Source organism: Leptolyngbya sp. UWPOB_LEPTO1 (assembly GCF_017302695.1).
Taxonomy (GTDB): Bacteria; Cyanobacteriota; Cyanobacteriia; order Leptolyngbyales; family Leptolyngbyaceae; genus Leptolyngbya; species Leptolyngbya boryana.
The window spans coordinates 1-25,318 of sequence record NZ_JAFLCJ010000010.1 but is presented as its reverse complement, the minus strand read 5'-3'; the positions used below and the strand labels follow the sequence as shown (position 1 = coordinate 25,318).

Annotated in this window: 26 protein-coding genes; 15 read left to right on the top strand and 11 right to left on the bottom strand. The window is 45.7% G+C overall.

The features are described 5' to 3' along the window. Window positions 1–74 precede the first annotated feature (74 nt). The 6 genes from J0L70_RS15965 (at window position 75) to J0L70_RS15940 (ending at window position 4,830) form a co-directional block, all read left to right on the top strand. Window positions 75–332, top strand: coding sequence for a TIGR03643 family protein (locus J0L70_RS15965; protein WP_026148721.1), 258 nt, complete (start codon window positions 75–77; stop codon window positions 330–332). Window positions 333–411: 79 nt separating this feature from the next. After that, entirely contained in the window at window positions 412–1,722 is a 1,311-nt protein-coding gene (locus J0L70_RS15960; RefSeq protein WP_017288840.1) for an aminopeptidase P N-terminal domain-containing protein, read from the top strand. A gap of 95 nt (window positions 1,723–1,817) precedes the next feature. Continuing rightward, on the top strand, window positions 1,818–2,123 hold the full coding sequence (locus J0L70_RS15955) for a hypothetical protein (RefSeq protein WP_017288841.1): 306 nt from the start codon (window positions 1,818–1,820) through the stop codon (window positions 2,121–2,123). A gap of 57 nt (window positions 2,124–2,180) precedes the next feature. Beyond that, window positions 2,181–2,735 (top strand): thylakoid membrane photosystem I accumulation factor, encoded by a 555-nt coding sequence (locus J0L70_RS15950; protein WP_017288842.1) that lies wholly within the window; start codon window positions 2,181–2,183, stop codon window positions 2,733–2,735. Window positions 2,736–2,813: 78 nt separating this feature from the next. After that, window positions 2,814–3,425 carry a hypothetical protein gene (locus J0L70_RS15945; protein ID WP_287455239.1) on the top strand — a complete coding sequence of 204 codons (612 nt, stop codon included), beginning with the start codon at window positions 2,814–2,816 and terminating at the stop codon, window positions 3,423–3,425. Window positions 3,426–3,627: 202 nt separating this feature from the next. After that, window positions 3,628–4,830: a hybrid sensor histidine kinase/response regulator gene (locus tag J0L70_RS15940; RefSeq protein ID WP_287455238.1), complete on the top strand. Its 1,203-nt coding sequence runs from the start codon at window positions 3,628–3,630 to the stop codon at window positions 4,828–4,830. 4 nt (window positions 4,831–4,834) lie between these two features. On the opposite strand, the gene J0L70_RS15935 is transcribed toward J0L70_RS15940, so the two are convergent. After that, the gene (locus tag J0L70_RS15935; RefSeq protein ID WP_287455237.1) at window positions 4,835–6,694 is read right to left on the bottom strand and encodes a serine/threonine-protein kinase; all 1,860 of its coding nucleotides are present in this window, start codon (window positions 6,692–6,694) and stop codon (window positions 4,835–4,837) included. 399 nt (window positions 6,695–7,093) lie between these two features. On the opposite strand from J0L70_RS15935, the gene J0L70_RS15930 reads away from it, so the two are divergent. From J0L70_RS15930 to J0L70_RS15920, 3 genes are read left to right on the top strand one after another with little or no spacing between them, the layout of a single operon-like run. Beyond that, window positions 7,094–7,303 (top strand): DUF2997 domain-containing protein, encoded by a 210-nt coding sequence (locus tag J0L70_RS15930; RefSeq protein ID WP_017288846.1) that lies wholly within the window; start codon window positions 7,094–7,096, stop codon window positions 7,301–7,303. Window positions 7,304–7,345: 42 nt separating this feature from the next. Next, entirely contained in the window at window positions 7,346–7,732 is a 387-nt protein-coding gene (locus J0L70_RS15925; RefSeq protein WP_190652032.1) for a DUF1257 domain-containing protein, read from the top strand. Continuing rightward, window positions 7,733–8,212, top strand: a complete 480-nt coding sequence (locus J0L70_RS15920) for a ferredoxin (RefSeq protein WP_287455236.1) — start codon at window positions 7,733–7,735, stop codon at window positions 8,210–8,212. 44 nt (window positions 8,213–8,256) lie between these two features. Here J0L70_RS15920 and J0L70_RS15915 read toward each other — a convergent pair whose 3' ends face one another. The 4 genes from J0L70_RS15915 to J0L70_RS15900 all read right to left on the bottom strand — a co-directional run bounded on the left by J0L70_RS15915 (window position 8,257) and on the right by J0L70_RS15900 (window position 13,443). Further along, the gene (locus J0L70_RS15915; RefSeq protein WP_287455235.1) at window positions 8,257–8,835 is read right to left on the bottom strand and encodes a hypothetical protein; all 579 of its coding nucleotides are present in this window, start codon (window positions 8,833–8,835) and stop codon (window positions 8,257–8,259) included. A gap of 109 nt (window positions 8,836–8,944) precedes the next feature. Beyond that, entirely contained in the window at window positions 8,945–10,168 is a 1,224-nt protein-coding gene (locus J0L70_RS15910) for a type II secretion system F family protein (RefSeq protein WP_287455234.1), read from the bottom strand. Window positions 10,169–10,279: 111 nt separating this feature from the next. After that, a complete protein-coding gene (locus tag J0L70_RS15905; protein WP_017288851.1) occupies window positions 10,280–11,389 on the bottom strand; it encodes a type IV pilus twitching motility protein PilT in 1,110 nt (369 codons plus the stop codon). A 53-nt stretch (window positions 11,390–11,442) separates the two neighbouring features. Next, window positions 11,443–13,443: a GspE/PulE family protein gene (locus J0L70_RS15900; RefSeq protein ID WP_017288852.1), complete on the bottom strand. Its 2,001-nt coding sequence runs from the start codon at window positions 13,441–13,443 to the stop codon at window positions 11,443–11,445. A 203-nt stretch (window positions 13,444–13,646) separates the two neighbouring features. Between J0L70_RS15900 and grpE the strand changes: the two genes are divergently transcribed. The 6 genes from grpE (at window position 13,647) to J0L70_RS15870 (ending at window position 20,370) form a co-directional block, all read left to right on the top strand. After that, the gene (gene grpE / locus J0L70_RS15895; RefSeq protein WP_017288853.1) at window positions 13,647–14,330 is read left to right on the top strand and encodes a nucleotide exchange factor GrpE; all 684 of its coding nucleotides are present in this window, start codon (window positions 13,647–13,649) and stop codon (window positions 14,328–14,330) included. A 184-nt stretch (window positions 14,331–14,514) separates the two neighbouring features. Next, window positions 14,515–16,464, top strand: coding sequence for a molecular chaperone DnaK (gene dnaK / locus J0L70_RS15890; protein ID WP_026148725.1), 1,950 nt, complete (start codon window positions 14,515–14,517; stop codon window positions 16,462–16,464). A 96-nt stretch (window positions 16,465–16,560) separates the two neighbouring features. Continuing rightward, window positions 16,561–17,697: a molecular chaperone DnaJ gene (gene dnaJ, locus J0L70_RS15885; protein ID WP_017288855.1), complete on the top strand. Its 1,137-nt coding sequence runs from the start codon at window positions 16,561–16,563 to the stop codon at window positions 17,695–17,697. Continuing rightward, the gene (locus J0L70_RS15880) at window positions 17,694–17,927 is read left to right on the top strand and encodes a sulfurtransferase TusA family protein (RefSeq protein ID WP_017288856.1); all 234 of its coding nucleotides are present in this window, start codon (window positions 17,694–17,696) and stop codon (window positions 17,925–17,927) included. The genes dnaJ and J0L70_RS15880 overlap by 4 nt, the downstream gene beginning before the upstream one ends. 4 nt (window positions 17,928–17,931) lie before the next feature. Next, the gene (rsgA, locus tag J0L70_RS15875; RefSeq protein WP_287455233.1) at window positions 17,932–19,029 is read left to right on the top strand and encodes a small ribosomal subunit biogenesis GTPase RsgA; all 1,098 of its coding nucleotides are present in this window, start codon (window positions 17,932–17,934) and stop codon (window positions 19,027–19,029) included. 147 nt (window positions 19,030–19,176) lie between these two features. Beyond that, window positions 19,177–20,370 carry an AAA family ATPase gene (locus J0L70_RS15870; RefSeq protein WP_287455232.1) on the top strand — a complete coding sequence of 398 codons (1,194 nt, stop codon included), beginning with the start codon at window positions 19,177–19,179 and terminating at the stop codon, window positions 20,368–20,370. Here J0L70_RS15870 and J0L70_RS15865 read toward each other — a convergent pair. The 6 genes from J0L70_RS15865 to J0L70_RS15840 form a co-directional block, all read right to left on the bottom strand. Further along, window positions 20,357–21,586 (bottom strand): DUF445 domain-containing protein, encoded by a 1,230-nt coding sequence (locus tag J0L70_RS15865; RefSeq protein ID WP_017288859.1) that lies wholly within the window; start codon window positions 21,584–21,586, stop codon window positions 20,357–20,359. The genes J0L70_RS15870 and J0L70_RS15865 overlap by 14 nt on opposite strands. A 24-nt stretch (window positions 21,587–21,610) precedes the next feature. Next, window positions 21,611–22,303, bottom strand: a complete 693-nt coding sequence (ubiE, locus tag J0L70_RS15860; protein WP_190652038.1) for a bifunctional demethylmenaquinone methyltransferase/2-methoxy-6-polyprenyl-1,4-benzoquinol methylase UbiE — start codon at window positions 22,301–22,303, stop codon at window positions 21,611–21,613. Between the two features lie 93 nt (window positions 22,304–22,396). Then, the gene (locus J0L70_RS15855) at window positions 22,397–23,314 is read right to left on the bottom strand and encodes a response regulator (protein ID WP_190652039.1); all 918 of its coding nucleotides are present in this window, start codon (window positions 23,312–23,314) and stop codon (window positions 22,397–22,399) included. Window positions 23,315–23,421: 107 nt separating this feature from the next. Next, entirely contained in the window at window positions 23,422–23,991 is a 570-nt protein-coding gene (locus J0L70_RS15850; RefSeq protein WP_017288862.1) for a CDP-alcohol phosphatidyltransferase family protein, read from the bottom strand. A gap of 97 nt (window positions 23,992–24,088) precedes the next feature. Beyond that, entirely contained in the window at window positions 24,089–24,514 is a 426-nt protein-coding gene (locus J0L70_RS15845) for a PIN domain-containing protein (protein WP_287455231.1), read from the bottom strand. Next, complete coding sequence (locus J0L70_RS15840; protein ID WP_287455230.1) at window positions 24,514–24,741, bottom strand: hypothetical protein; 228 nt, start codon at window positions 24,739–24,741, stop codon at window positions 24,514–24,516. The genes J0L70_RS15845 and J0L70_RS15840 overlap by 1 nt, the downstream gene beginning before the upstream one ends. Window positions 24,742–25,318 lie beyond the last annotated feature (577 nt).

Sequence of the window (25,318 nt, the reverse complement as noted above, 5' to 3'; positions counted from 1 at the left end):
TGAATTTGTTTTTACACTAGATTTTGTGACAGTAAACCCTCGTGCTGTAAGTAGCACTTGTAACGAGTAAAGCCGTGAAATTACCAGACTTAGACTCCGAAACAATCGACAGAATTCTTGAAATGGCATGGGAAGATCGCACTCCCTTTGAAGCGATCGCACTGCAATTTGGTTTGGATGAGCCCCAGACGATTGCACTAATGCGACGAGAAATGAAGCGATCGAGCTTTGAGATGTGGCGGAAACGAGTGACAGGACGCAAAACCAAGCATTTGAAACAGCGAGATTTTGTAGAAGGACGGTTTCGCTCTCAGAATCAGAAAGGCTCCTAGAAGACGTACCAGATTAGAGAGCCGTCCTAAAATAAAAGCTGTGTGGCAACACTCGTTTATCCTTCATCCTTCTAGATTCATGCTCCATTCCGAATTTCAGCAAAGACGCGATCGCTACTTGGCAAAAATTGGTAACGGCACAGCAATTTTTCGCAGTGCGCCGATGGCAGTGATGCACAACGACGTAGAATACAATTTCCGCCAAGATAGCGACTTTTACTATCTGACGGGATTCAACGAAGCTGATGCAGTCGCAGTCTTTGCACCCTGGCATGAAGAACACAAATTTATTCTATTTGTGCAGCCAAAGGATCGAGATAAGGAAACCTGGACAGGTTATCGCATCGGAGTCGAGGCAGCGAAAGAACTCTATGGAGCGGATGAAGCTTATCCGATTACTGAACTCAATGAGAAATTAGGGCAGTATGTCACGAAAGCTGAAAAACTTTACTATCACTTTGGACGAGATCGCACGTTTAACGATCTCGTTCTCAGACTTTGGCAGCGCTGTGTCGCTTTATATGAACGCAATGGAGTAGGGCCTACGTCGATCGAAGATCCAAGTTTTACCCTGCACCCTATGCGACAAGTGAAAAGCGAATACGAGCTTTCCGAGATGCGGCGGGCGGTTGAAATTGCGGCGGAAGCGCATAATCTGGCTCTGAAAATTCGCAAGCCTGGAATGTATGAGTATGAGATTCAAGCCGAAATGGAGCATTTATTTCGGCTCAGAGGTGGGCAAGGCATTGCTTATCCTTCGATCGTTGCATCCGGCAAAAATTCTTGCATTCTGCACTACACCGAAAACGATCGCCAAATGCAAGACGGCGAGCTTTTACTCATTGACGCAGGCTGTTCTTACAACTATTACAACTCAGACATTACCCGCACCTATCCGGTCGGCAATCAGTTTACTGAGGAGCAGCGGATTTTGTATGAATTGGTGTTGAAGGCGCAACTTGCTGCAATCGAACAAGTCAAACCTGGCAAGCCGTGGAATGAATTTCATGATGCATCGGTTCGAGTCATCACGGAAGGATTGCTGGAATTAGGCTTACTACAAGGTGATATCGAAGAAATCATCAAAGAGGAAAAATACAAAGCCTTTTTCATGCATGGAACAGGACACTGGCTCGGCTTAGATGTACATGACGCAGGCGCGCGAAAAGTCGGAGAAACCTGGTTGAATTTTCAACCGGGACAAGTCGTGACGGTTGAGCCGGGAATTTATATTCGCGAGGACTTCCAACCGCTCGAAGGACAGCCGGAAATTAGCGATCGCTGGCGAGGAATTGGCATTCGGATTGAAGATGATGTCTTAGTGACAGAAACGTCCAATGAAATCCTGACCGCAGCAGTTCCGAAATCACTTGAAGCAATGGAGCGATAAGAAATTCGCACTGTGCAGCGCATCTACGCACACAGTGCGACAAAGATTAAAATCAGGTGTACTATAACAAGCTGTAGCGTGAACCAGAGAAACTCATGGGATCAACGGCACAATTTGGACTGATCTGCTTTGTCATTTTTTTCATCTTCTCCCAAGCGTTTGAATGGGCAAGCGAGATCAAATTACCTCTGCCAATTTTTATCTTAGGCGGCGCATTTCTCGCGATCGCATCTAACTTTGATCGCCGCGCCGGCTTTCCCTTTAATCTGCTCAACACTGTTCCGCCTCCTGAAGAACCCCTCATCCCTAGCGCACCTCCGACGATCGCGCAATCCTCCACACCGAAATTTCCTCAGGAAGTTTCTTTCACCATTCGCAAGCCGGAAAAACTCGATCAGTGAGATGCGCCCGTCTTCCGTCACAATGAGATATGAGTGACGTTTTTTCTCCTGACCCTTATGTTGAACCGTTTAGTCTCTGTTTTTATCGCCGTTTTCATCGTCTGTTTTACGATCGCTCAACCGGCTTGGGCAAGTCTGACCGACGATCGATATGATGGCGAGATCTTCGCACTCTATGCTGGAAATGGCTCACTCGTTCCCCCCAAAGTCACTTTAGCCGACTCTTTCAACCAAAAGAAACCTGCACTGCTTGTGTTCTACACAGACGACAGCAGCGACTGCAAACAATACACCAACATCGTTTCTCAAACTCAAGCCTTCTATGGACGCGTCATCGACATTCTCCCAATTCGAGTCGATTCGCTCCCCATCAAAGCCAAATTTGATCCCAAAGAACCAGGCTACTACTACAAAGGCTTCGTTCCTCAAACTGTCTTATTTGACCAAAACGGAAAAGTGCGCCTCAACGAAATTGGCTCGATTCCTTACGAAAAAATCGATGACGAATTTCGCAAAGTCTTTGATTTGCTACCTCGATCAGAATCGGTCATTCTCAAACGTCGCCCAGTCAACGAAATCAATTCCGAACTCGTTCCTCAATCAAAATCTTAAGAATCAGATCAGAAAAGCCCACGGCTCTAGATTTACTCGGTACTATGACGGATAGGACACCTAGCCCCTTTGCCTGAGATGCCCCAAATCTATAGCACTGAGGAACTGATCCAAATCCTGTCACGAGAGCGGCACGCCTGCATGAATGGGCAACGCCTCAATCTTGCGGCAATGCCCTCTGGCATTAATCCCCTGCTCGATCGCTTCGTCAACTCGGACGGAATTCAGCGATTTACTGCCTACCGAGACTTCCGCACAGCAATTCACCAGTACCAGATCGAGCATCAAGTCTCAGGCATCGTCTGGTCATCGATGACGATCAAGGGGAAAACCTGTACTTGCCCCAAAATTCATGAACACCTTATCAGTCTGCCTTCTGATCTTGCAATTCTCAGAGCCGAGAAAATTAAGATTGTGCAATTCTGGCAAAATCTCACGACTGAATTAGATCTCTATCTCAGTATGAACAGCGGTAAACTGTACCAGCTGATTGCTCAAGAAGATATCGATCGCATTTTGCACCGCTCAGAATGGGCTGTCCTTAGCCAGCAAGGAAAAGATGAAACTCTAGAACTGATCTTGCAACTCGGCTGGGGCAAACCCGAAGAAGCTGTCTACCGTCGTGGGTTTCCCGAATCTGGCAGTGAGTACATTCATGCTGTGCAACCTGGCTATGTTCCAATCGGATAGCACGCTATTTTCGATGCAAAAGATTTCTGTTGAAATTAGACTAGAATAATAAACACTTCAGAGCATGATTTTCCAACGTTTTATGTAGGGTATAGTCTATCTTTTAACCCTGCATAAATGAGTTCTGTTTTTCAATAATAAGTAGCATTTTATACATCTAGGTGCATCAATTGAGTTCCTAATTTAGTGAAAGAATGTGCTTGTGAAATCATCACTTTCAACCCAGGCAGGTGAGCAAAAAATGGTGGGTGAAAAGATCGCCATTATTGAAGATGAAGGCATCGTTGCGCTAAATCTTTGCTCACGCCTAGAAGCTGCAGATTATGCGGTTACAGGTATCGCGAACTCTGCAAAATCTGCTTTGGCTCTTGTTGCAAATACAGCACCTGATCTCGTTTTGATGGATATTGGACTGAAAGGTCAGCAAACGGGGATTGAAGTTGCCCAAACCATCCACGATCGCTGGAAAATCCCGGTCGTATTTCTCACCGGGTATACCGATGCAAGTACTTTGAATTCAGCCCAACAAGCTGAGCCTTTTGGCTTTTTATTAAAGCCGATCGAGCCGAGTGAACTGTATAGCGCGATCGCAATTGCCCTGCAACGTCACCAAGACCAACAACAACTCGAGCGCCTCGTCCAGGAACGCACTTGTGAATTAGCCTTAGTCAACGCGCGGCTTCAGATTGAAATCGAAGAGCGTGAACGATCGGCTACGGAAGTTACACAAGCTTTAGACGAACTGAAAGAGCTGAAATCTCGGTTTATCACAACGACTTCGCACGAATTTCGGACTCCATTGGCGATCGTCCTGACCTCTGCCGAACTTTTAGAACGACTAGGAACAGACTGTTCCGAAGAACGTCGCTCTCGCTATTTCCAAAAAATCCGCGAAGCCGTTCGATCAATGACAACGATTCTCACCAATGCGCTTACGTTCCGAAAAACAGAGGCTGAAGGCATCGAATTGCAGCTGCATACATTTGACCTACATCGATTTTGCAGCAGCTTACTGTCAGATATTCAAGGCGAAATCGAATTGAACTATGTTGGCAATTGCACTCAGGTCATGCTTGATCCAGAATTGCTGACCTTAATTTTGCATCATCTTTTGAGCAATGCCCTCAAATTTTCTCCTGCACACCAACCGATCAACTTAAAAGTGCAATGCTCTGGCGATCACGTTGTGTTGACAGTCAGCGATCAAGGTGCGGGCATTCCAGAACAAGATTTACCCTTAATTTTCGAGCCATTTCACCGTGCGAAAAACGTAGATACAATCGCAGGTGGCGGCTTAGGATTATCGATCGTCAAACAATGTGTCGAATTACAGGGCGGTACGATCGACATCAAAAGTAAAGTGGGACAGGGCACAACCGTGCAGGTTCAACTTCCACTCACCTAGCCGTTTAGTAAATCTCAAATCCAAGGGCAAATTCTTCTGGCTTGTCCGAAATAATTTCGATCGTATATTCGCCATCCATTGGCAAACGTCCCTGCCAATTCTGCGACTCAGTCGAACTGCCGCCAATGCGCTGCCCATTTGGTGCAAGAACTGTTAGGAGCGATTTCCCTTTCAGAACGCGTACTGCCATCACTTGGCGACCAGATGCTTTTAACAAATATTTGCGACTTTGATTAGGCTGAAGCTTTCCAGTGACTACTGTCTGCGTCTTGTTGCGTGGGAATCGAACATGCTGAATATTTGAATCGATAAATTGCGAAATGGGCGTGATTGCCACATCTAGCGAATATGAGCCTACTCCTGTTACCTGAATCGTATACCGATCGTTCTTTGGCAACTGACCTGTCCAATTCCGAGTCTGATGAGACGAACTATCAATTGCCTGCCCATTCGATTGCAGCAAATTCATCAACACCCCTGTTCCTTCAACCGTCACAGTCATAATCTGCCCCTGTGCAGCTTCAACAGTATAGGGTTGAGAGGTTTGCTCCAGTAAGTTTCCTTGCAGCACAGCCGAAATTTCTCCCGCTGGGATGACAATCCGCTGCGGCTCTCCATTACTCACAGTTCCGGAATTCCGAAAAGGAGCAGCTGTCCTGATCTGTTGGGTACTTGGTAAGGGATCTGTGATCCGAAACAGATGCAATCCAATTCCTGTAGAAACCAGTAGGCTGGTTGCGATCGCGGTCGGAACTGCGAATCTGCTCATCGTTGAAGTCTTTCTAGATACTGAAGAACTTCTAGAGAGTCCTGATCTTGACCTCCCCGAAGCCTCATTCTCAGTGTTGCTGCTCATCGATAATCGCGTCCTAATTGTCGTCGTGACCTGCTTCAAGCTGGTATCTCTTGCTGCGGGTGCAATCTCTCGTTCAATCAACTGAAGCGGCTGTGACATCGGATTCAGTAGGGTGCTTTTTACCGATTCCTCTATCAAGGGCTGTAGGTCTGCCCATGCTTCGCGTGCAGATTGATAGCGATCGCTCGGATGCAGCGACAGCATTTTCTGAAATATCAATGCCAACTCATCACTGATCTGACTATAAGGCTGCCATTGCCATGCCAACGTCTGGCTATCCAGAAGATTTTGAGGCTCTCGACCTGTCAGGAGTACTAGACAGGTTGCTCCTAACGCATAGAGGTCACTATGTGGAGAAACATTCCCCGTTTGTAGCTGCTCGGGAGGAGCATAACCCACCTTTCCTACCCGAGTAATCGTCGAAATAATCGGCCAATGACTTGCTGCTTCCTTCACTGCGCCAAAATCAATTAATATCGGCAAGCTTTGGTTCGTCGTTGGTGTCACGACAGCCGGAATCACCCTTTCACGCACTTCAGCGGCTCTCAAGATGATGTTTTCCGGAGAAATATCTCGATGAATAATATCTCGATCGTGCAAATAAGCTAGAACAGGCAATAAATGATTCAGCAAATGTAAAATTTCGGCTTGAGAAAATGCTTCTCCGTTCTGCCGTCGAGCCTGCAATAAATCCCGATACGTTTGCCCTTGCACAAAATCTTGAACGAGAAACAGCCGCTGTTCACTCTCAAATGCTGCCCAAAACCGAGGAATTTGCGGGTGCTGAATTTGATAAAGCGTACTTGCCTCACGCTGGAACAGTGCTTTCGCTTTCTCCACTAAGCTGTCATCTTGATATGGAACAGTAAATTCCTTAATAACGCACAGCTCATCAAACCGTTCTTGGTCAACGGCTAAATAGGTTCGTCCAAATCCGCCTTGACCTAAGATTTGCTTGATCAAATACCGTTGCCGGAGCAGCGTTCCTGATGCGATCGAAGATACCATAGTGGGATGCACAACTTTGAAAACAGCGCAAGGGATGACTTGCTGTAATAATTGTTACTCAGACTTCGGTATTATTCCTATGGGGTGAAACCCCTCACCGCGACGGCAAAATTTCAATCGGTTGCCTTCTATCGGGATCACTCCGTTGATAGAGGAAGGCATGAGTTGACCAAATGCATACTTATGTAAAGCATTTCACTGGTGTTTTGGCTTGACTCTCTTAGGAAGTTAAGCGAAACTGACAGATAATCAGAAACCACTCTTATTAGCTGCTAAGTTCTGTAACGTTTTAAAGTGAAATTGCTGGAACTTTGAATAGAAGTAACTTTCGACTTTGTTTGACAAGCCTTCCATTCCCAGACATTTTGCTAAGTACCTTCTAGACATTGGGCAAAGCGCATGGAGACGTTAGAGTTCATCATCTATCCAGACGGTCGGGTGCAAGAGAAAGTAACCGGAATTATTGGGACTTCTTGCGAAGAAGTCACTGCCGCGATCGAAGCTCAGTTGGGTCGAGTTATCGCCCAAGAACGCACCTCTGAATACTTTGCCCAAACGGTTCAGCAATCCGAAACGGTAAAGACCCAAGCAACGTACAGCGATTGGTAAGTTCGTATAGACCCCTTACAATTCGATTCGTAACCATTTGCCATGTCACATTTTAGTCAAATCAAAACTCAAATCCGCAATCTCACTTCCTTACAATCTGCGCTCTCGGATTTAGGAATGGACTGGAAAACCGGTCCTCGAGACGTTCGGGGATATCGCGGTCAGACTCAATCTGCAGAAGTTGTGATCGAACAAAACAACGGTTACGATGTCGGTTTTGCCTGGAACGGTCACGAATATGAGCTGGTTGCCGACCTTCAGTTCTGGAATTTGGATAACTCCGTCGATCGTTTCTTGAGTAAGGTAACGCAGCGCTACGCTTATCACACAATTGTGAATGAAGGTGCTGACAAAGGCTTCCAGGTTGCCGAGCAGCAAAAGAACGAAGATGGTTCGATTCGTCTAGTTTTACAACGCTGGAGCGCGTAAATGGCTGACTCCTTCCAACTACCCGAAGGTGATAATTCTCTCTCTGGGGTTGACCCCGAACGGTCTGGACTGGAACCCGAATTGGGTGGGTTTCTTCGTGAGACAGAAGGGCGATCGGGTTTTGAGCCTGAGTTGGGAGGAGTTTTCCGACAAAAGGGTGTGTACGTCGATGAAATTACTTGTATCGGCTGTAAGCATTGTGCTCACGTTGCCCGAAATACTTTCTATATTGAGCCAGACTACGGCCGATCGCGTGTGATTCGCCAAGACGGGGACGCTGAAGAACTCATTCAAGAAGCGATCGAGACCTGCCCTGTCGATTGTATTCACTGGGTCAATTACGCTGAGTTAAAACGACTGGAAGAGGAGCGTAAGTATCAAGTCATTCCAGTTGCAGGTTTCCCAGTTGACCATGCCATGATTGCGGTAAGTCGCCGACACCAGAAATCAAGACTCAAACGTAGGACTAAAGATAGCTGAATTAAAGGAATCTCTTGATCATTAAGTCGAAAGGTTTTTTAATGTCATTCTTCAGGAGCCAGATAGTCGGACGCTTCCTCTAACTCAGAGCTATCATTGCTTGTGCCTTGCAGGGTAAAGGGCAGATGCGCGCCTTTCAAGCCGCGTACAATCCGTTCAGGTGTCTCTTCAAAGACGACAAATAGAGGGTATATTTTGTCAGCCCCATCATTCAGGATGTGCTGGTGACGAGGTGGCATCACCCACTCATAATCTTTCTCTAAAATAATCTGTGTCCGTCGCCAACGACTTAACAGATCAGAAAAATCTTCATCGGGTTGATGAATAAAGATAAAGATTTCTTTTCCGGTTTTGATTTTCCACTCTGGATCACACATCAAGATTGCTAATTCACACGGCAAAAGATGAGATTCAAGCGTTGTGATGTTGGTTCCATTGGCTGCCATTGTTGTATGGCGAATTCGCACGATCGGCAATGGAATCGTAAGCACACTCTCCTCTGCCCGTCGCATACTTGGAATCATTTCTAGATAGGCGCGGTGGCATTTTAGAAGCTCGATCGCTTCTGTGGAATGACTATATGTGGCGAGTAATTCTTCGTATTGAACTTTTTGAGCGGACATTGCGACGGCTTTGGGATCAACAATAGATGAACAACAAAGGTCAGATGCGGTGAACTTGTGCCCCGTACATCTGACCCGAATTTGTGAATTAACGGAATGTGATTGCACATTAACCGAGTTTTTCAAAGATGGCAAACATCGGTAAGTACATTGCAACGAGAATACTGCCGACCATGCCGCCCAAAAATAGAATCATAATCGGTTCCATAATGCTTGTTAGGGCTTTCACAGCTTGCTCAACTTCATCCTCGTAAAAATCTGCAACTTTCATCAGCATTTTGTCGATCTCGCCGGTTTCCTCACCAATGCTGATCATTTGAATTGCCATTGCTGGAAAAACTTGCTCTTTTTGTAACGCAATACTGATCATGCCGCCTGTCTGAATTTCTTTGCGGGCTTCATCAATCGCGTTTGCGACAATCTGATTTCCCGAAGTGTCCCGGACAATTTCCAAACAGGTCAAAATTGGAACGCCCGATCGAGTCAATGCCCCAAAAGTCCGACAGAACCTCGCAGTTGCCGTTTTCTGAATGAGATCACCAAATAATGGCATCTTTAAAAAGAAGCGATCCATTGTTTCGCGGCCAACGCGAGTTTTGTAATACTGCTTGTACGCGAAAACCATTGATGGAACAATAATAAAAAGGCTAAACGCTGATGGACTGGTTAGAAAAGCACTGATATCCAGCATGAGTTGAGTAAATGCTGGCAGATCGCCCCCCATTTGTTTAAAGATATTTGCAAAGATTGGGATTAAGAAGATCGTCATTCCCAAGAAAATTAGTGTTGCAAGCACCCCAACTACAACTGGGTAGCTCATCGCTGATTTAATTTGGTTCTGCAAGCGGGCAACATCCTCAAGCAGTTTTGCCAAGCGATTGAGCACTTCATCGAGTACTCCACCCGTTTCCCCAGCTTGCACCATACTGACATATAAGCCATCAAAGCATTGAGGATGTTTTCTCATCGCCTCAGACAGGTTGACCCCTTGCTGAACATCTGAGCTAATTTCCATCAGTGCTTTCTTCAATTTGGGATTGGTGCACTGATCCGCCAATACACCTAATCCTCGAACTAGGGCAACCCCTGCGTTTACAAGTGCTGCAAACTGACGCGAAAATACTGCTCTGTCTTTGACCGTGACAGAAACCATTGAAGTTTGAAAATCGGCAAAGCTCTTATTGATATCAAAGGCTTCGTTTTCTTTCAGTTCTTGCACAAACAGTCCTTGTTCACGCAAGGCAGACCGCGCATCACTTAGAGAATCCGCGATAATTTTTTCCTTTTTGGCGTTTCCTTTAGCGTCTCGGACGCGGGCAACATAGGTTGGCATAGATTTTCGGTAAGAGGTAGAAAAAATGGAAGATGCGGATTCCGCAAAGTGATCGATCTAAAAAATCACCTTCTCACTAAGATGTTGAGTAGAAGGTGTGAGTAACTTGAGTTAGCGCTTCACTGCTGTGCCTGCTGCACCATTCGGAACTCCACCAATTAAGCGCTGAAGTTCATCAGGACGAGAAGTTTTAGAGGCGGCGGCTTCAAATGTAATTAGTCCAGCTTTGTATTGATCAGCTAGCACTTTTTCAAGGGTTTGCATTCCCAATTTTCCGCCTGTCTGAATTGCTGAGTAAATTTGGGCGGTTTTCCCTTCACGAATCAGGTTGGCGATCGCAGGGGTGACAATCATAATTTCCTGAGCCATGACTCGCCCATATTCACCCGGTTTGGGATTCTTCTTCGGCACCAGCGTTTGGCTGAAGACTGCAACGAGTGAGTTGGAAAGCTGCACCCGCACTTGCGTTTGACGCTCGGATGGAAAGACATCAATCATCCGGTCAACGGTTTGTGCCGCAGAACTCGTATGGAGCGTGCCGAAAACTAAGTGACCTGTTTCTGCAGCAGAAATTGCTAGTGAGATAGTTTCCAAGTCCCGCATTTCCCCAACCAGAATAATATCTGGATCTTCCCGGAGAGCTGCTTTTAGAGCATTTGCAAAGCTCTTTGTATCTTCATGAAGCTGGCGTTGGTGAACCAAACTTTTGATAGGTTCGTATACAAACTCGATCGGATCTTCGATCGTCAAAATATGTTCTGCACGAGTGCGGTTGATCAAATCAATCATTGCAGCTAAAGTCGTTGTCTTACCTGAACCGGTAGGACCTGTAACTAGGATTAAGCCTCTTGGCTTTTCGGACATTTCTCGAACGACATCGGGAAGATTCAGTTTTTCAAAATTTGGAATTTTGGAACTGAGTGCCCGTAGACATGCAGCGTAAGTTCCGCGATCTTTGTAGACATTGACCCGAAAACGAGCTAATCCGCGCACACCATAAGAGCAGTCAAGCTCCCAGTTTTGCTCTAGTGTTTTGCGCTGAGTGTTATTCAGCATACTGAAAATCAAACGCTGACATTCTTCTGCACTGAGAACATGATCGCTGACGGGTTGAAGATGTCCGCTGATGCGAAAATAAGGCGGCAGTCCTGCGGTCAGGTGCATGTCAGAACCGCCCATTTCGATGAGTTGTTCCATCAAGTCTTCGATCATCATTTCCATGTGAGTTGCTCCTTAAGAGATAAGAACGAGTGCAAATGAGTTAAGGTCAAGGATTAATCTTGGAAGCGCGGAGTCGTGCAATAGTGGCAGTCGAGCCAATCCTGCTGCATTTCTGCTCCACAAGTCCGGCAGGTGAGCGAAGTCTTACGCTTTGCCTTGAGTTCGGCTTCGAGTCCAGTGTCAGTGAAGGTGACCCGCTCAATTTCTTCAAGCGTGCAAAGTCCTTTGCGAACAAGATCCAAGCTGTAAGCGAGTAGGGTTTGCATTCCTTCTTCCACAGCTACTTCTTTAATTCGTTCAGTCGGAGCGCCCTCTGTAATTAAGGTCTGAAGCGCTTCTGTCACTCGCATCACTTCATAAACCCCGAGTCGTCCTTTATAACCAACCCCGCTACATTTCTGACAAAGTTGATTTTTCGAGCGAGCTTCCTGAATTTCCTGGGGACTTAAAGTGTTGGCTTTATATAACGTCAGTTGGGCATCACCCGCACTGGTTAATCCGAAGCGAGCAAGTTCTTCGGGGGAAGGTTGGTAAGGGATTCGGCATTCGTCACAGACTTTCCGAACCAAACGCTGAGCAACAACACCCAGCAATGCGCCGGACACCATGAAGGGTTCAACTCCCATTTCATCGAGTCGAGCGATCGCACCTGCGGCATCATTGGTGTGGAGAGTGGTCAAAACCAAGTGACCCGTCAGAGCAGCTTCGATCGCGGTTTTTGCTGTTTCTTTGTCGCGGGTCTCACCGACCAGAATGACGTCCGGATCTTGTCGTAGGAACGCTCTCAAAATTGCAGCGAAGTCCATCCCTTTTTCCCGGATGACCTGAACTTGGGTAATTCCAGGGAGAGAATACTCGATCGGGTCTTCAGCCGTACTAATGTTGACTCCAGGTTCGTTACGTTCAGCCAAAGCTGAGTACAGTGTTGTGGTTTTTCCGGACCCCGTGGGGCCAGTTACTAACATGAGACCGAAAGGACGTTTCACCATTTCTTGAACGATTCTCAAAGAAGTTTCGTCCGTAATCAACTTATCGAGTCCAAGCTGTGTCGCCGAATTATCTAGAATCCGAAGGACAACTTTTTCGCCATAGCGACTGGGGAGTGTGTTGACTCGGAAGTCTACTTTGCGACCGTCATAAATCCGGCGAATCCGGCCATCCTGCGGCGCTCGACGTTCTGCGATATCGAGTTGAGAAATAATTTTGAAGCGTGCCACAACTGCGGGGATAATCTTCTTCGGAAAAGGCTCAAACGCTTCTCGTAAGACTCCATCTTTACGAAATCGGATGCGGAGAGATTCTTCTTGCGGTTCGATGTGAATATCAGAGACTGCCATTTGCAGTGCTTTAATCAGAATTTTATTCACCAGCGCAATGATCGGAGCGGCATCAGCCTCAGCACCAGCATCGAGATCCATTTCTGCGCTGTCATCTTCTGATAGCTCGGCAAGAGATTCTAACCCTTCGAGATCTGAGCGCACATCTACTCTAGATTGGGCTTCAAGCTGCTTCTCCTGCTCAAGCCGAGCATCCATGTAGGTAGAAATCAGCCGCTGATAATCATCGATCGTAATGACTAATCGCTGCAATCCAATGCCTTTTGGACGTAAGATGCGATTTAATTCATCCTGCGCTGCTAGATTGTCGGGATCCACCATTGCCACAAGCACAAAAGGTGGATCGGTCTCGCTTTGAGAAAGGGGAATGAGATTATAACGACGGCAAAGCTCAATTGGAATCAACGTGTCGATTAACTGCCCGACTTGAGCGGAAGAAACCTGATTGAGTTCAGGATCAAGAGATTCAACGCCGTAAAGAATCTTCAACTCAAACAGTTGCTGCCGTTTATATTGGCGAATCAAATCCGGTGACAGTTGCTGCCCGGTCAGCGCTTCTAGCACGGCAGTCAGCGGTCTACCTGACTTTCGACATTCAATAAGAGCCTGCTGCATTTGCTCGTTATTGACATAGCCAGATTGAATCAATTTATTGCCAAACGGCGAAAAATTGTTTTGAACAACAAGGGCGCGCCGCTGAGAAGAAGAGTTTGTCATAACGGATGAACGAAGATCACCTTATTGAGCATTCCCAAAATGTTTTTTGAAGAACGCTTGGATTGAATGAGATCGAGCTTCAAACCGAAGGCAGTGCGATATGATGCTTAACGGTTGTAAGCAGTGCGGCATCTGAGGACTCATTCGCTAGGATGGAAGAAGTTTGCTTAAGCCAGCGTTCTATACAGGGGAATTAGCGCACGATGATCGACGAACAAAATCAACAAGTAGACGAAACTCAAGTTTCAGCCAGTGAATCTTCTGAACCAACTTCTACTCCGTCTGAGCCAGCGAGTGAAGCCGTGGAAACGGAAGTTGCTGCAACAGCTTCTGAATCTGAAGATGAAACGGATTATGAAGCGGCATTTATGGAATTGAGATCGAATTATGCTGCGAAAGAGCGAGAAATTGAAGGTCTGAAAAAGCAAGCAGATGAACTCAACAATCAGTACATGCGGATTGCCGCCGATTTTGAGAATTTCCGTCGTCGCACTCAGCGCGAAAAAGAAGAGTTAGAAACTCAAATTAAATGCAGCACCGTGAAAGAGTTGCTTCCGGTTGTAGACAACTTTGAGCGAGCACGATCGCAGATTAAGCCGCAAACTGATGGTGAAGCGAACATCCATAAGAGCTATCAGGGTGTCTATAAGGATATGGTCGATCGCTTGAAGAAAGTCGGTGTTGCACCGATGCGAGCAGAAGGGAAAGAATTTGATCCGAATCTGCACGAAGCGGTCATGCGCGAACCGACCAGTGAACATCCAGAAGGAACCGTGATTGAAGAACTGATGCGGGGATACATGCTCGAGGATAAAGTTCTGCGTCATGCCATGGTCAAAGTTGCAGCACCTCCTGAAGATGGCGATAGTGCCGAGACTGAAGGCTAAGTCTGTTCGTGAAAGTACCGAGGATAGAGCGACTGGATCAGGTTGCCTGTCAGCGCAGCGTTAAAAAATTTCTGCAATAGGGAATCATTCGGAAAGTTAGTTCAAAGATATCCGTATGGTACGGAGAACTAACTTAGAACTTTATGTTCTGCGTTCACCTCGCGTACTTTCGGCAGCGCTAGTTATGGGAAAAGTCATCGGCATCGACTTAGGAACAACCAACAGTTGTGTAGCTGTGTTGGAGGGCGGTCAGCCCTTAGTCATTACCAATTCTGAGGGCGGGCGAACCACGCCAAGTATGGTCGGATTTGGCAAGGCGGGTGATCGCCTAGTCGGTCAATTGGCAAAGCGACAAGCTGTCACTAATGCGGAAAATACTGTATTTAGTATCAAACGGTTTATTGGTCGGCGATGGGATGATACACAGGTCGAACGCTCACGGGTTCCCTACAACTGCGTCAATGGGAAAGATGCGACCGTAGATGTGAGGATTCGCGATCGTAATTACACAGCTCAAGAAATTAGTGCCATGATCCTGCAAAAACTCAAGCAGGATGCAGAAAATTATCTGGGCGAAGAAGTCACCCAAGCGGTGATTACGGTTCCTGCATATTTTAGTGATGCTCAGCGTCAAGCGACGAAAGACGCTGGCACGATCGCAGGATTAGAAGTTCTCAGAATTATTAACGAGCCAACTGCGGCTGCACTTGCGTATGGGTTAGAGAAACAAGATCAAGACCAATGCGTTTTGGTCTTTGACCTGGGTGGTGGAACGTTTGACGTGTCGATTTTGCAGTTAGGCGATGGCGTTTTTGAAGTCAAAGCGACTTCTGGCAATAACCATTTGGGTGGAGACGATTTTGATGCTTGTATCGTAGATTGGTTGAGCCAAACGTTCCTACAACAAGAAGGAATTAATCTTGCAGAAGACAAGATGGCGCTTCAACGCCTGAGAGAAGCTGCCGAGAAGGCAAAAATCGAACTTTCTGGAACCCTCAGCACATCGATTAATTTGCCGTTTATTACTGCCGATGAATCGGGACCGAAGCATTTAGAGACAGAACTGACTCGCGCTAAGTTTGAAGAGCTGGCAAACGAGTTGATTCAAGCGACGCTCAATCCGATGGAGCAAGCGTTGAAAGATGCGAATCTGACGACAGAAGATATCGATCGCATTATCCTCGTCGGCGGTTCGACTCGAATTCCAGCCGTTCAAGATGCACTCAAGAAATTTTTCAACGGCAAGACTCCTGACCGTTCCGTCAATCCAGATGAAGCAGTGGCACTCGGCGCAGCGATTCAGGCGGGCGTATTGGGTGGAGAAGTCAAAGATTTGCTGTTGTTAGATGTCACGCCGCTTTCGTTGGGGATCGAGACATTGGGGGAAGTCTTTACGCGGATTATCGATCGCAATACTACGATTCCCAGCAGTAAAACGCAGGTTTTCTCAACCGCAACGGATGGGCAAACCTGCGTTGAAATTCATGTGTTGCAGGGCGAACGGGCAATGGCTCGGGATAACAAGAGCCTGGGTAAATTTCAACTCACGGGCATTCCACCCGCACCGAGAGGTGTGCCTCAAATCGAGGTTGCCTTTGAAATTGATGCAAACGGCATTCTCAAAGTATCAGCGCTTGACAAAGGGACAGGACGCGCTCAGAGCGTTGAAATTTCCAATACGGGTGGATTGAGCGAGGGTGAGATTGAACGGATGCGTCAAGAGTCAGAACTCTTCGCAGAAGAAGATAGTCGGCGAATGCAGTTGGTTGAATTGAAAAACCAGGCAGATAGCCTCTATCACAGTTATGAAATGACTCTCAAAGAGAATGGTGAAGTCATCAGCGACACTTTGAAATCGCAAGCGAATGAGAAAATTGTTCAACTTAGGAGCGCGATCGCCGATCCAAAGGTTAGTATCGATGAGGTGAAATCGTATCTTGATGGGTTGCAGCAACTGCTGTATACCATTGGTTCAGCAGTTTATGAACATGCTCAACCTGTCGCAAGCTCTCCTTTTGAAACTGATACCAGTTCTCGGATGAGTTTTGAAGATGACACCGTTTCTGCTGATATGAGTGGGTTCACCTTTGAGGCAGATGCAACCGTGACTGCGGATTATGAAACAGTCGATTAGTTCGGCGTTAGGGTAGTAAGATAGGGAGTCTAGACCGTTACCTTAACGCCTTGTATATCCCTTTATTAGCCCTCTTACCCCCTGAATCTCTACCCTATGGCTCGTGATTACTACGAAATTCTTGGCGTTTCCCGTGATGCAGACAAGGAAGAAGTCAAGCAAGCCTTTCGTCGTCTCGCCCGTAAATATCATCCGGATGTGAATAAAGAGCCTGGAGCAGAGGAGCGATTTAAAGAGATCAATCGCGCCTATGAGGTGATTTCTGATCCGGAGGCACGGGCAAGATACGATCGCTTCGGTGAGGCTGGTGTTTCTGGTGCTGGTGCTGCTGGTGGCTATCAAGATTTCGGCGACATGGGTGGTTTCGCGGATATCTTTGAAAGTTTCTTTAGCGGATTTTCAGGTGGTGCTCCAGGCGGCGGACAGACTCGACGAAGAGGCGGCCCGGTTCGAGGGGATGACCTCCGACTCGACCTGAAATTAGACTTCCGAGAAGCGGTTTTCGGAGGCGAGAAAGAAATTCGGATTAGCCATTTGGAGACCTGCACAAACTGTAATGGCAGTGGTGCAAAACCAGGGACTCGTCCCAGAACTTGTACAACTTGTTCTGGAGCGGGTCAAGTTCGTCGGGCGACTCGTACCCCTTTCGGGAGTTTCACTCAAGTTTCAGTTTGTCCGACCTGTAATGGAACAGGGCAGATGATTGAAGAGAAGTGCGAAGTTTGTAGCGGAAACGGACAGCGCCAAGAAACGAAGAAACTGAAAATTACCATTCCGGCAGGGGTGGATAATGGCACCCGATTGAGAGTTTCAGGTGAAGGCGATGCGGGTCAGCGCAGTGGACCTGCGGGTGACTTGTATGTTTATTTGTTCATCAACGACGATCCTGATTTCCAGCGCGATGGCATTAATGTCTTGTCTGAAGTCAAAATCAGCTACTTGCAGGCAATTTTAGGATCTCGCATTGAGGTGAAGACCGTTGATGGTGAGGAAGAATTGACCATTCCAGCAGGCACACAGCCAGGAACAGTTCTGACCTTGGAAAATAAGGGAGTTCCTAAACTTGGAAATCCAGTCAGCCGAGGCGATCATTTGATCACGGTGTCAGTGGATATTCCAACGCGGATTACTCCTGAGGAGCGCGAATTGCTGGAGAAACTTGCAAAGATTCGCGGCGATCGTGTGGGAAAGGGCGGTGTTGAAGGTTTTATTGGGAAGATTTTTGGCGGATGAGTCAAGCAGAAGAAGCATTACAAATGGATTTACGCGGGACACCTTGCCCGATCAATTTTGTGCGGACGAAGTTGAAGTTAGAACAAATGGCAGAGGGAGCTTTGCTCGAAGTTTGGCTTGATCCGGGTGAGCCGATCGAGCAAGTTCCTGATAGCCTGACGATGGAAGGCTATACGGTTGAGAGCATCGAAGATCGATCGAGCTTTTTTGCGGTCAAAATTCGTCGCTGATCTTATGAGTTCTGATGACAAGGTTTTGGAAGAGGATCAGCCTGATCAGGAGCCATTAACAGGTACAGTTCTAGCAGTTCAAGCTAATTTTTATTGGGTACGGCTTCATCAAAAGAGCCTGCCTAAATCTCTGCTGCTCTGTACTCGACGCACTCGGTTAAAGAAAATCGGGCAACGCGTTATGGTGGGAGATCGGGTTTTAATTGAGGAACCAGATTGGAATGGCGATCGCGGCGCAATTTCTCAAGTCTTGCAAAGACGATCAGAATTAGACCGTCCGCCGATTGCCAATGTGGATCAGATTTTGCTCGTCTTTGCATTAGCATCTCCCACGATCGAGCCATATCAATTGAGCCGATTTTTGGTGAAGGCTGAATCGACAGGATTAGCCGTTAGCTTGGCGTTAAGTAAAAGCGATTTAGTTTCGCAGGATGAGCAGCAAGGATGGAAAGAACGTCTAGCTGAATGGGGCTATCACCCAATATTTATTAGCGTTCGTCAAAAATCTGGTTTAGATGAATTAAAGCAGTATTTAAACAACAAAATTACAGTCGCATCGGGTCCATCGGGTGTTGGAAAGTCGAGCTTAATTAATCAGATTATTCCAAGCGTTGATTTACGAGTTAATGCTGTTTCTGGCAAGTTAGAGAAAGGTCGGCATACTACGCGCCATGTCGAACTCTTTGAGTTACCAACGGGCGGATTATTAGCAGATACACCAGGATTTAATCAGCCTGATTTGTTTTGTTTGCCCCAGGAATTAGCACAATATTTTCCAGAGATACGGCAGAAATTAGCAGGAAAAAGCTGTCAGTTTAGTGATTGTTTACATCGAGATGAACCTGGATGTGCTGTGCGCGGGGATTGGGAGCGATATGAGCACTATTTAGATTTTTTGGAAGATGCGATCGCGTATGAAATTCAGGTTCATCAGCAAACTGATCCTGATGAAGCTTTAAAGCTTAAATCGAAAGGAAAAGGAACTCAGTTTGAGCCGCGTTTAGAAGCGAAGAAGTACCGTCGTGAATCGCGCAAAAATCAACAACAATCGCTGAGAAAATTAGACATTGAGAAATTAATGAAAAGTGAGGAAGACGAATAGTTGAGTTCGTTCAAGATTGAAATCCAGACTGATGATACGAAGTCTCCCTCGATAAACTGCATCATCTCGTTTCCTAGCTGACTGATTTTAAGTGATCGAGATTAAATTCTTGGGCACTCTGGCAAGGCAATGCTTGAGAGAAAAAGAATGCAGTGGATTGACTTTCAGAAAACAATGCATCAGAGGTCGATTTTTTCAGAGCTAGATGAGACCCAGAAGCAGGCAAGGAATTTCAATCTTCGAGGGCATTCTTTAATCCGAGGTGTAGCTGGTTCTGGTAAATCTTTGGTGCTGCAACAAAGAGTGAAGAAATTGGTAGAAGAACAATTTGATCGTATTCTTGTTCTTTCCTACAATCGCTACATGCAAGGATGGATTGAATCAAACTTAACTTATCCTGTTGAATGTAGTACATTCCATCGTTGGGCGTTTCAAAATTTTCAATATCGCTATGTATCTGATCGAGCAAGAGAATCGAGACAAAAGTTGATTGAATTGGCACATCAATCGGATTTGAATTATCAAGCAATTCTAGTTGATGAAGCGCAAGATTTTTATGATGAATGGTTTCAAGCGTTATTGAAAGTTCTCGATCGTCAAACGAATTCTCTATTCTTTGTTTATGACAATACTCAATCTGTATATGGGCAGGAACATCGTCGGAGAAGCGGCTGGAGTTGGGCAAAACTAGGAATTGATGTTGTAGGACGATCGCAAATCTTTGATCTCAATTACCGCAATTCGCCCGAAATTCTAGAACTGGCTTGGAAGTTTATTCAACCTACCTTAGCGAAAGCGGAGATTAAAGTCGAAAAACGCGAAAATAGTCCGTCGATCGATAAACTGATTGAACCGAAAAAGAAAGCATCTCGGAGTTCTGGAATTTCTCCTCTTTTAGTTCAGATTGAATCAGAAAAAATTGCGATCGAGATTGCAAATCAAGTCAAGACTGCTCTAGAAAGTTGTGCAAAATCCTCGATCGGAATTCTATTTCATTCAGGTGATGAAAAGGCAAGAGCCATAAAAACTCAAATCAGCAAAGAGTTATTTCGCTTAGGCGTGAGTCATCATGCACCGATGACCTCGTCAGAACGAGATAAGAATTTTACGGCTCGATCGTCGGTTTTGATTGATTCTTGGAATGCAGCAAAAGGTATTGAATTTGATGCTGTGATTATCGTACTGTCTGAGATTTCCGAGGAATTTGAAGAACAAGCAGGGCTTTATACTGCAATGACTCGTGCGAAAGATCATCTCGTGTTTGTCTATGAGAATAGAAGCGGAATTGTTGATATTTTAGAAGATATTTTGACCTCACCTGATCAGCTTAGCGAATCATAAGAGAAACAGATTGAAGCGCTCCGATGATTAGCCCTAGAATTCCACCTAGATTGACGATCGCTTGTAATTCGCTGCGCACAATTCCATTAATTGCAGCTTCTAAATCAGCAGGAGAAGTCGCTTTTACTCGATCCGTGATCACTTGATCGATATTGAGGATTGGAATTGCTTGAGCGACAATTTTCTCCAAATCTTTCTCCAAATAACGCTCTAAAATGAGCGCTAATTCTTCGCTAACTAGATCTAGAGAAGAAAGAACTGCTTCTGAGTTTTGTAAGCGATTCAGAACAACAGATGCGACATTTTCCCAATCGACAGATTGGCTCAATCCTTGCAAGACATCTGAGCCACGATCTTGAAGATAGTGACGAACACTATCCCGCATGGTTTTGCGAAGTTGTCTCACTGTTGCAACAGGAAGATTTTGTAACGATAGATTCTGTAGCCATTCTTTAAATCGCTGCTTGACTCCTAACGAGAAAGTCAACTCTGCTAGAACGGCATTGCTATTTTCTTTCTCATCTAAACAAAACGTTCTCAGACGAGTTAGAGTATTCCGTACTCCAAATAAATTAGCAACAACCCAGTAAGTTCCGCTTGTTTTTTCTCGGAAGCCTTCGTCGATGACTTGAATATTACGATCGGTCAAAAAATCGATTAATGTCTGCCGCAAGACATCAGGTGGAATGACAATTTCGATTAACCATTCTGACAGCTTCTCTGCTTGTTCTTCACTCAGCTGAAACTCTAAAATGACTTGATCAAAAATGTGATTTAACTGATCCTCAAGAAATTCTTCTTGTCTGGCTACAACCTTCAGCAATCGAGGCAAAGACTGCCCAAATAGATCTCTCAGAATACTTCCTAAGATTTTTGCAGTTTTTTGTTCTTTGCTTTCTTGAAGTTGTTCGATCGATAGTTTTAACAACCAAAGAATTGCAGCCTGCACACGTTCTGTTTGCAACAGTCGTCGCGCCAAATTTTGTAATTCTTCGGGCGTTAATAGCGATCCCATAATCGTGTCAGAGATTCGCTTTGCCAGTCGTTCTTGATTTCTTGGAATCAAACCCGGCGTAAACGGAATTCGCCGTCGCCCGATATAAACTGCTCGATAAGGGCGAAACAGCATCTTAATTGCGATGTCATTGGTGAAATAGCCAATCACACCGCCAACTACAGGAGGTCCAACAAATAGCCAGAGCGTCGAGAGATCCACAGGATTTCAGGAGAGGCGATCGCCTCATTTCGTAATAACCAATACTCCCATCGTACCGCCCGCGATCGGGTAATGGGTGGCAGTTGCAAAACCTGCTTGCTCGGCAAGGCGAACTTGCTCGCGACCCGTTGGAAATTTATCAAGACTGGGCGCGATATAGGCGTATTCTTCAGTAAAGCCCATGCGTTGAGCCGCCGGAACTACGACTTCATCGAGATACCACTGTTGAAAAGTTCTGACGAACGCACTGTCAGGACGGTGCATATCGAGAATTGCGGCCTTTGAGCCAGGTTTGAGAACACGATGGATTTCTTTCAAACTGCTTAAGATGTCAACCACGTTTCGTAAGCCATAGCCCATCGTGATGCAGTCAAATTGATTGTCTGAAAGTGGAAGATTTAAGACATCGGATTGAATCCAGTGAATCGGAGGCTTGATGCAGCGGCGTTCACTGCGATCGCGTGCGACCTCTAACTGAGCCGCTGAGAAATCAACTCCGTAAACTTGTCCGGTTCTGCCTGCTTTTTCTGCCAGCATTTGAGCCAGATCGCCACTTCCGCAGCACAAATCCAGACAGGTATCTCCAGGTTTGGCACCGCTCCACTTGACTGTCATCTGTTTCCAGATGCGGTGCATTCCGAAACTCAGTCCGTGATTTAGCTCATCGTAGACGGGAGCAATACGATCGAATAAAGCTTGAATATGATCAGAATTCATTAAGATAAGCGCTTCTCTAAAATGGGTCTCTCTAAAATTTTAAGTTTCGAGAGGTGTAGTTGCGACAGGGATTTTAGAGAAACGCTGATTTGGCTATACTGCGACTGCAATATGAGCGGAGCGGCTACAAGTGATGGCTAATGCCACTTGTTGAGCTGAGAGGTGCAGCAGCAGCAGTTCGTCTTCTCTCAGGCTTTGCGGGTGTTTCCATTGCAGGCAGAGAACGGCTAATACTTCGCCTCGGAGTGTGACTGGGACGACGAGATGTGCGCCGAAACTGGGATCTTCTGCTTCGGTTGCGACTTGCATACTTTGAGATGCGATCGCTTCTTTCACTAATGAAGATGCTGCTATATCGGAGGTACCACTTGCACCATAGGTTGCACTATTCGTAAATGCACCATTTTCAATTAATTGAATGGTACAGAGATCGGCAAGGAAGTTTTGACCAAAGGCGGTAGCGATTGGCTCTAATGTACTTTCAACGCTGGTTGCGCTTTGGGCGACTCCAACAATCGAGGATAAGAGCGCCGTTTGCGATTGCGATCGACGCAGTTCTTCTGTGCGCTGTTTCAATAATTCATAAGTTTCGGCTGCTCGTTGGACAACGGCTTTTAACTCGTTGGGATCCCAAGGTTTGGTGATGTATTTATAAACTTGTCCAGAGTTAATGGCTTCGACTAAATCTTCGACATCGGTGAAGCCTGTAAGGATAATCCGCATGGTGTCGGGGAAGTTCGGCACTGTGCGGCTGAGGAACTCGGTTCCTTTCATTTCGGGCATCCGTTGGTCAGAAATGATCACAGCGACTTCGCCTTCTTCGGAGAGCAATTTCAGCGCGTGGATGCCGCTTTCTGCTTTCAGGACGTTAAAATCGCGACGGAATGTCCGGTAGAGCAGATCGAGGTTGTCGGGTTCATCATCGACGACGAGCATTTTGGCTTTTTTGGGTCGATCGAGATTCATCAGTTGGCGGCTAATCGGTTCTAGTTCTGGAATTGCATATTCCATCGATCGTCACTCCTTCGCAGCTTGGGAACAGTGAGTTTGAGTACTTCTAGTCTTGCCACTTTGAGCGAATTTGTAACAAATACCTTTGGTTTAGATGAGATCTCTAATCATTCATGTCGCAATTTGAGCGCATGAACAATGCTCAAAACGTCACATGTCCAAGCAGGCAGGATGAATGTCATGGCAATTTCTTCCAAACTATTGATCCAACAGAGGACGATCGCGCCCCAAAGTGTCGGAGCATAACCGAATCCGAACAGTGCGATCGCTGCCACCAGTAAAGCTAATCCCCAAGCCTTTGCGGTGTAAGTATGAAAACTGGGAAGCTTCCTAAACTTAATCAAGCTAATTGAAAATAGAAGAAATTGCGCCGCAACAGCAATTAATAAGGGGATTTTAAAATCAAGAATAACCGTTGGATAAACGAGCCAGGTACTCAAAGCAAGACAGAGAAATAAACAGATGTCTGCCCAACTATCTGCTTGACGAAGTTGAGGGGTGCTCACTTTTAATTTACGAGCAATAATGCCATCGAAAATATCAGAAACGATCGCGAGAATATAACCGCAAAGAAACCAATTTGTAACTGCTCCATCGAGAGCATCTAATAGGAGAAAGGGCGCGATCGCAAATCGAAATCCTACTAAAATTGCGGGGAGATAAGTAAGTTTGATCATTTTCTTAGTATGAAAACTTACTCGTTAGATACGAATTGATTTTCAAAAATCCGGAAGTTCAAATTGCTAACTATTTAAAAGTGATTGTTCTTCAATCTCAGTTTTGAGCATCTTCTACCTGATTTCTCAAGACATTAGGAGATAACACTTGGATTGCTGAATCTGTAAAGCCTGAAACATCACGAGTGACGATCGCATCTAAACTCAGGGCGATCTCACAAGCAATCTGGACGGCATCCTCGAAGTCACTCTGATTTGAAAGGATTGCTTGCTCTAAAACATTACGATCGACGGTACAAATTTCCATCAATTCCATCAGACGATTCACAGTAGTCATCGCAATCTCAGCACTTCTTGTCTGTCGCCTTACCAAGTAATACACATCTGTGATGGTTGTGGCTGAAACAAATCCTATAATTCGACCTAATTCGACTGCGGTTAGCAAAAATCTCGCATCTGTATCAAATGGTCCTCTAGTTAGAATTGCATCTAGCAGAATGTTTGTATCAAAAAGAACCCGCATTATAAATACTTCTGAGCCAAACGTTCGTCTAATATTTCTCTTACTTCTTCATCTGAGGGAGGTGGTGTATCTGTTTCTGCAATTCCAAACAAACTTTCAGCAAGTCCTGCACGTTTAGCTGCTGGTCTGGAAGTCGGTTGAAGAGATTTCATTAGAGCATTGGCTAACTGCAACCGTTCTTCATGGGACAGTTTCAAAGCTTGGTCTTGAATTTCATCTAATTTCATAAGCGATGCTCGTCAAGAAATTCTAGCTTTATTTTATCATCACCATATTATTTGACTATGATTCAGAACGATAGTTAGTATCCGAACCAAGATCTGAGATCGACATTAAATCTTTTCTGACTCAGCTTCTTTTTCAGGATGTTTTTGGAAAGTTTAGCGAGGAGGGGATTTCTGCAAGTGTCTTTAACGGTGAGTTTTACGATCGCTGGCATGATTTTCTCCCTCGAATCATTCTTCTAATCTCTCATATTGTTAGGAAAATAGTGTTTAGTAGATACTCTGGCAGAAATATATGTCTAATAGTGCAACATTTGAATTGAAGACAAATGAGAGCATCATAGAAATCCAGAAGCGTCTTTCTCAACGATGGAAAGGACATTCAGTAGATGTGTTTATTCAGCCTGCTCTTTTGTTTCAAGACATCGAAGATTCAATATTTTGTGTTCTTGAGTAACTACTCAGGCTGAAGCACCGTTGGCATTGTCGGGTTGCCCAAGAAAACTTGCTTGAGTGCTTCGAGGACATTCACCCCTTGCTTTTTGAGCGTGGAGATATAGCCGCGAATCCGCCCAAACAT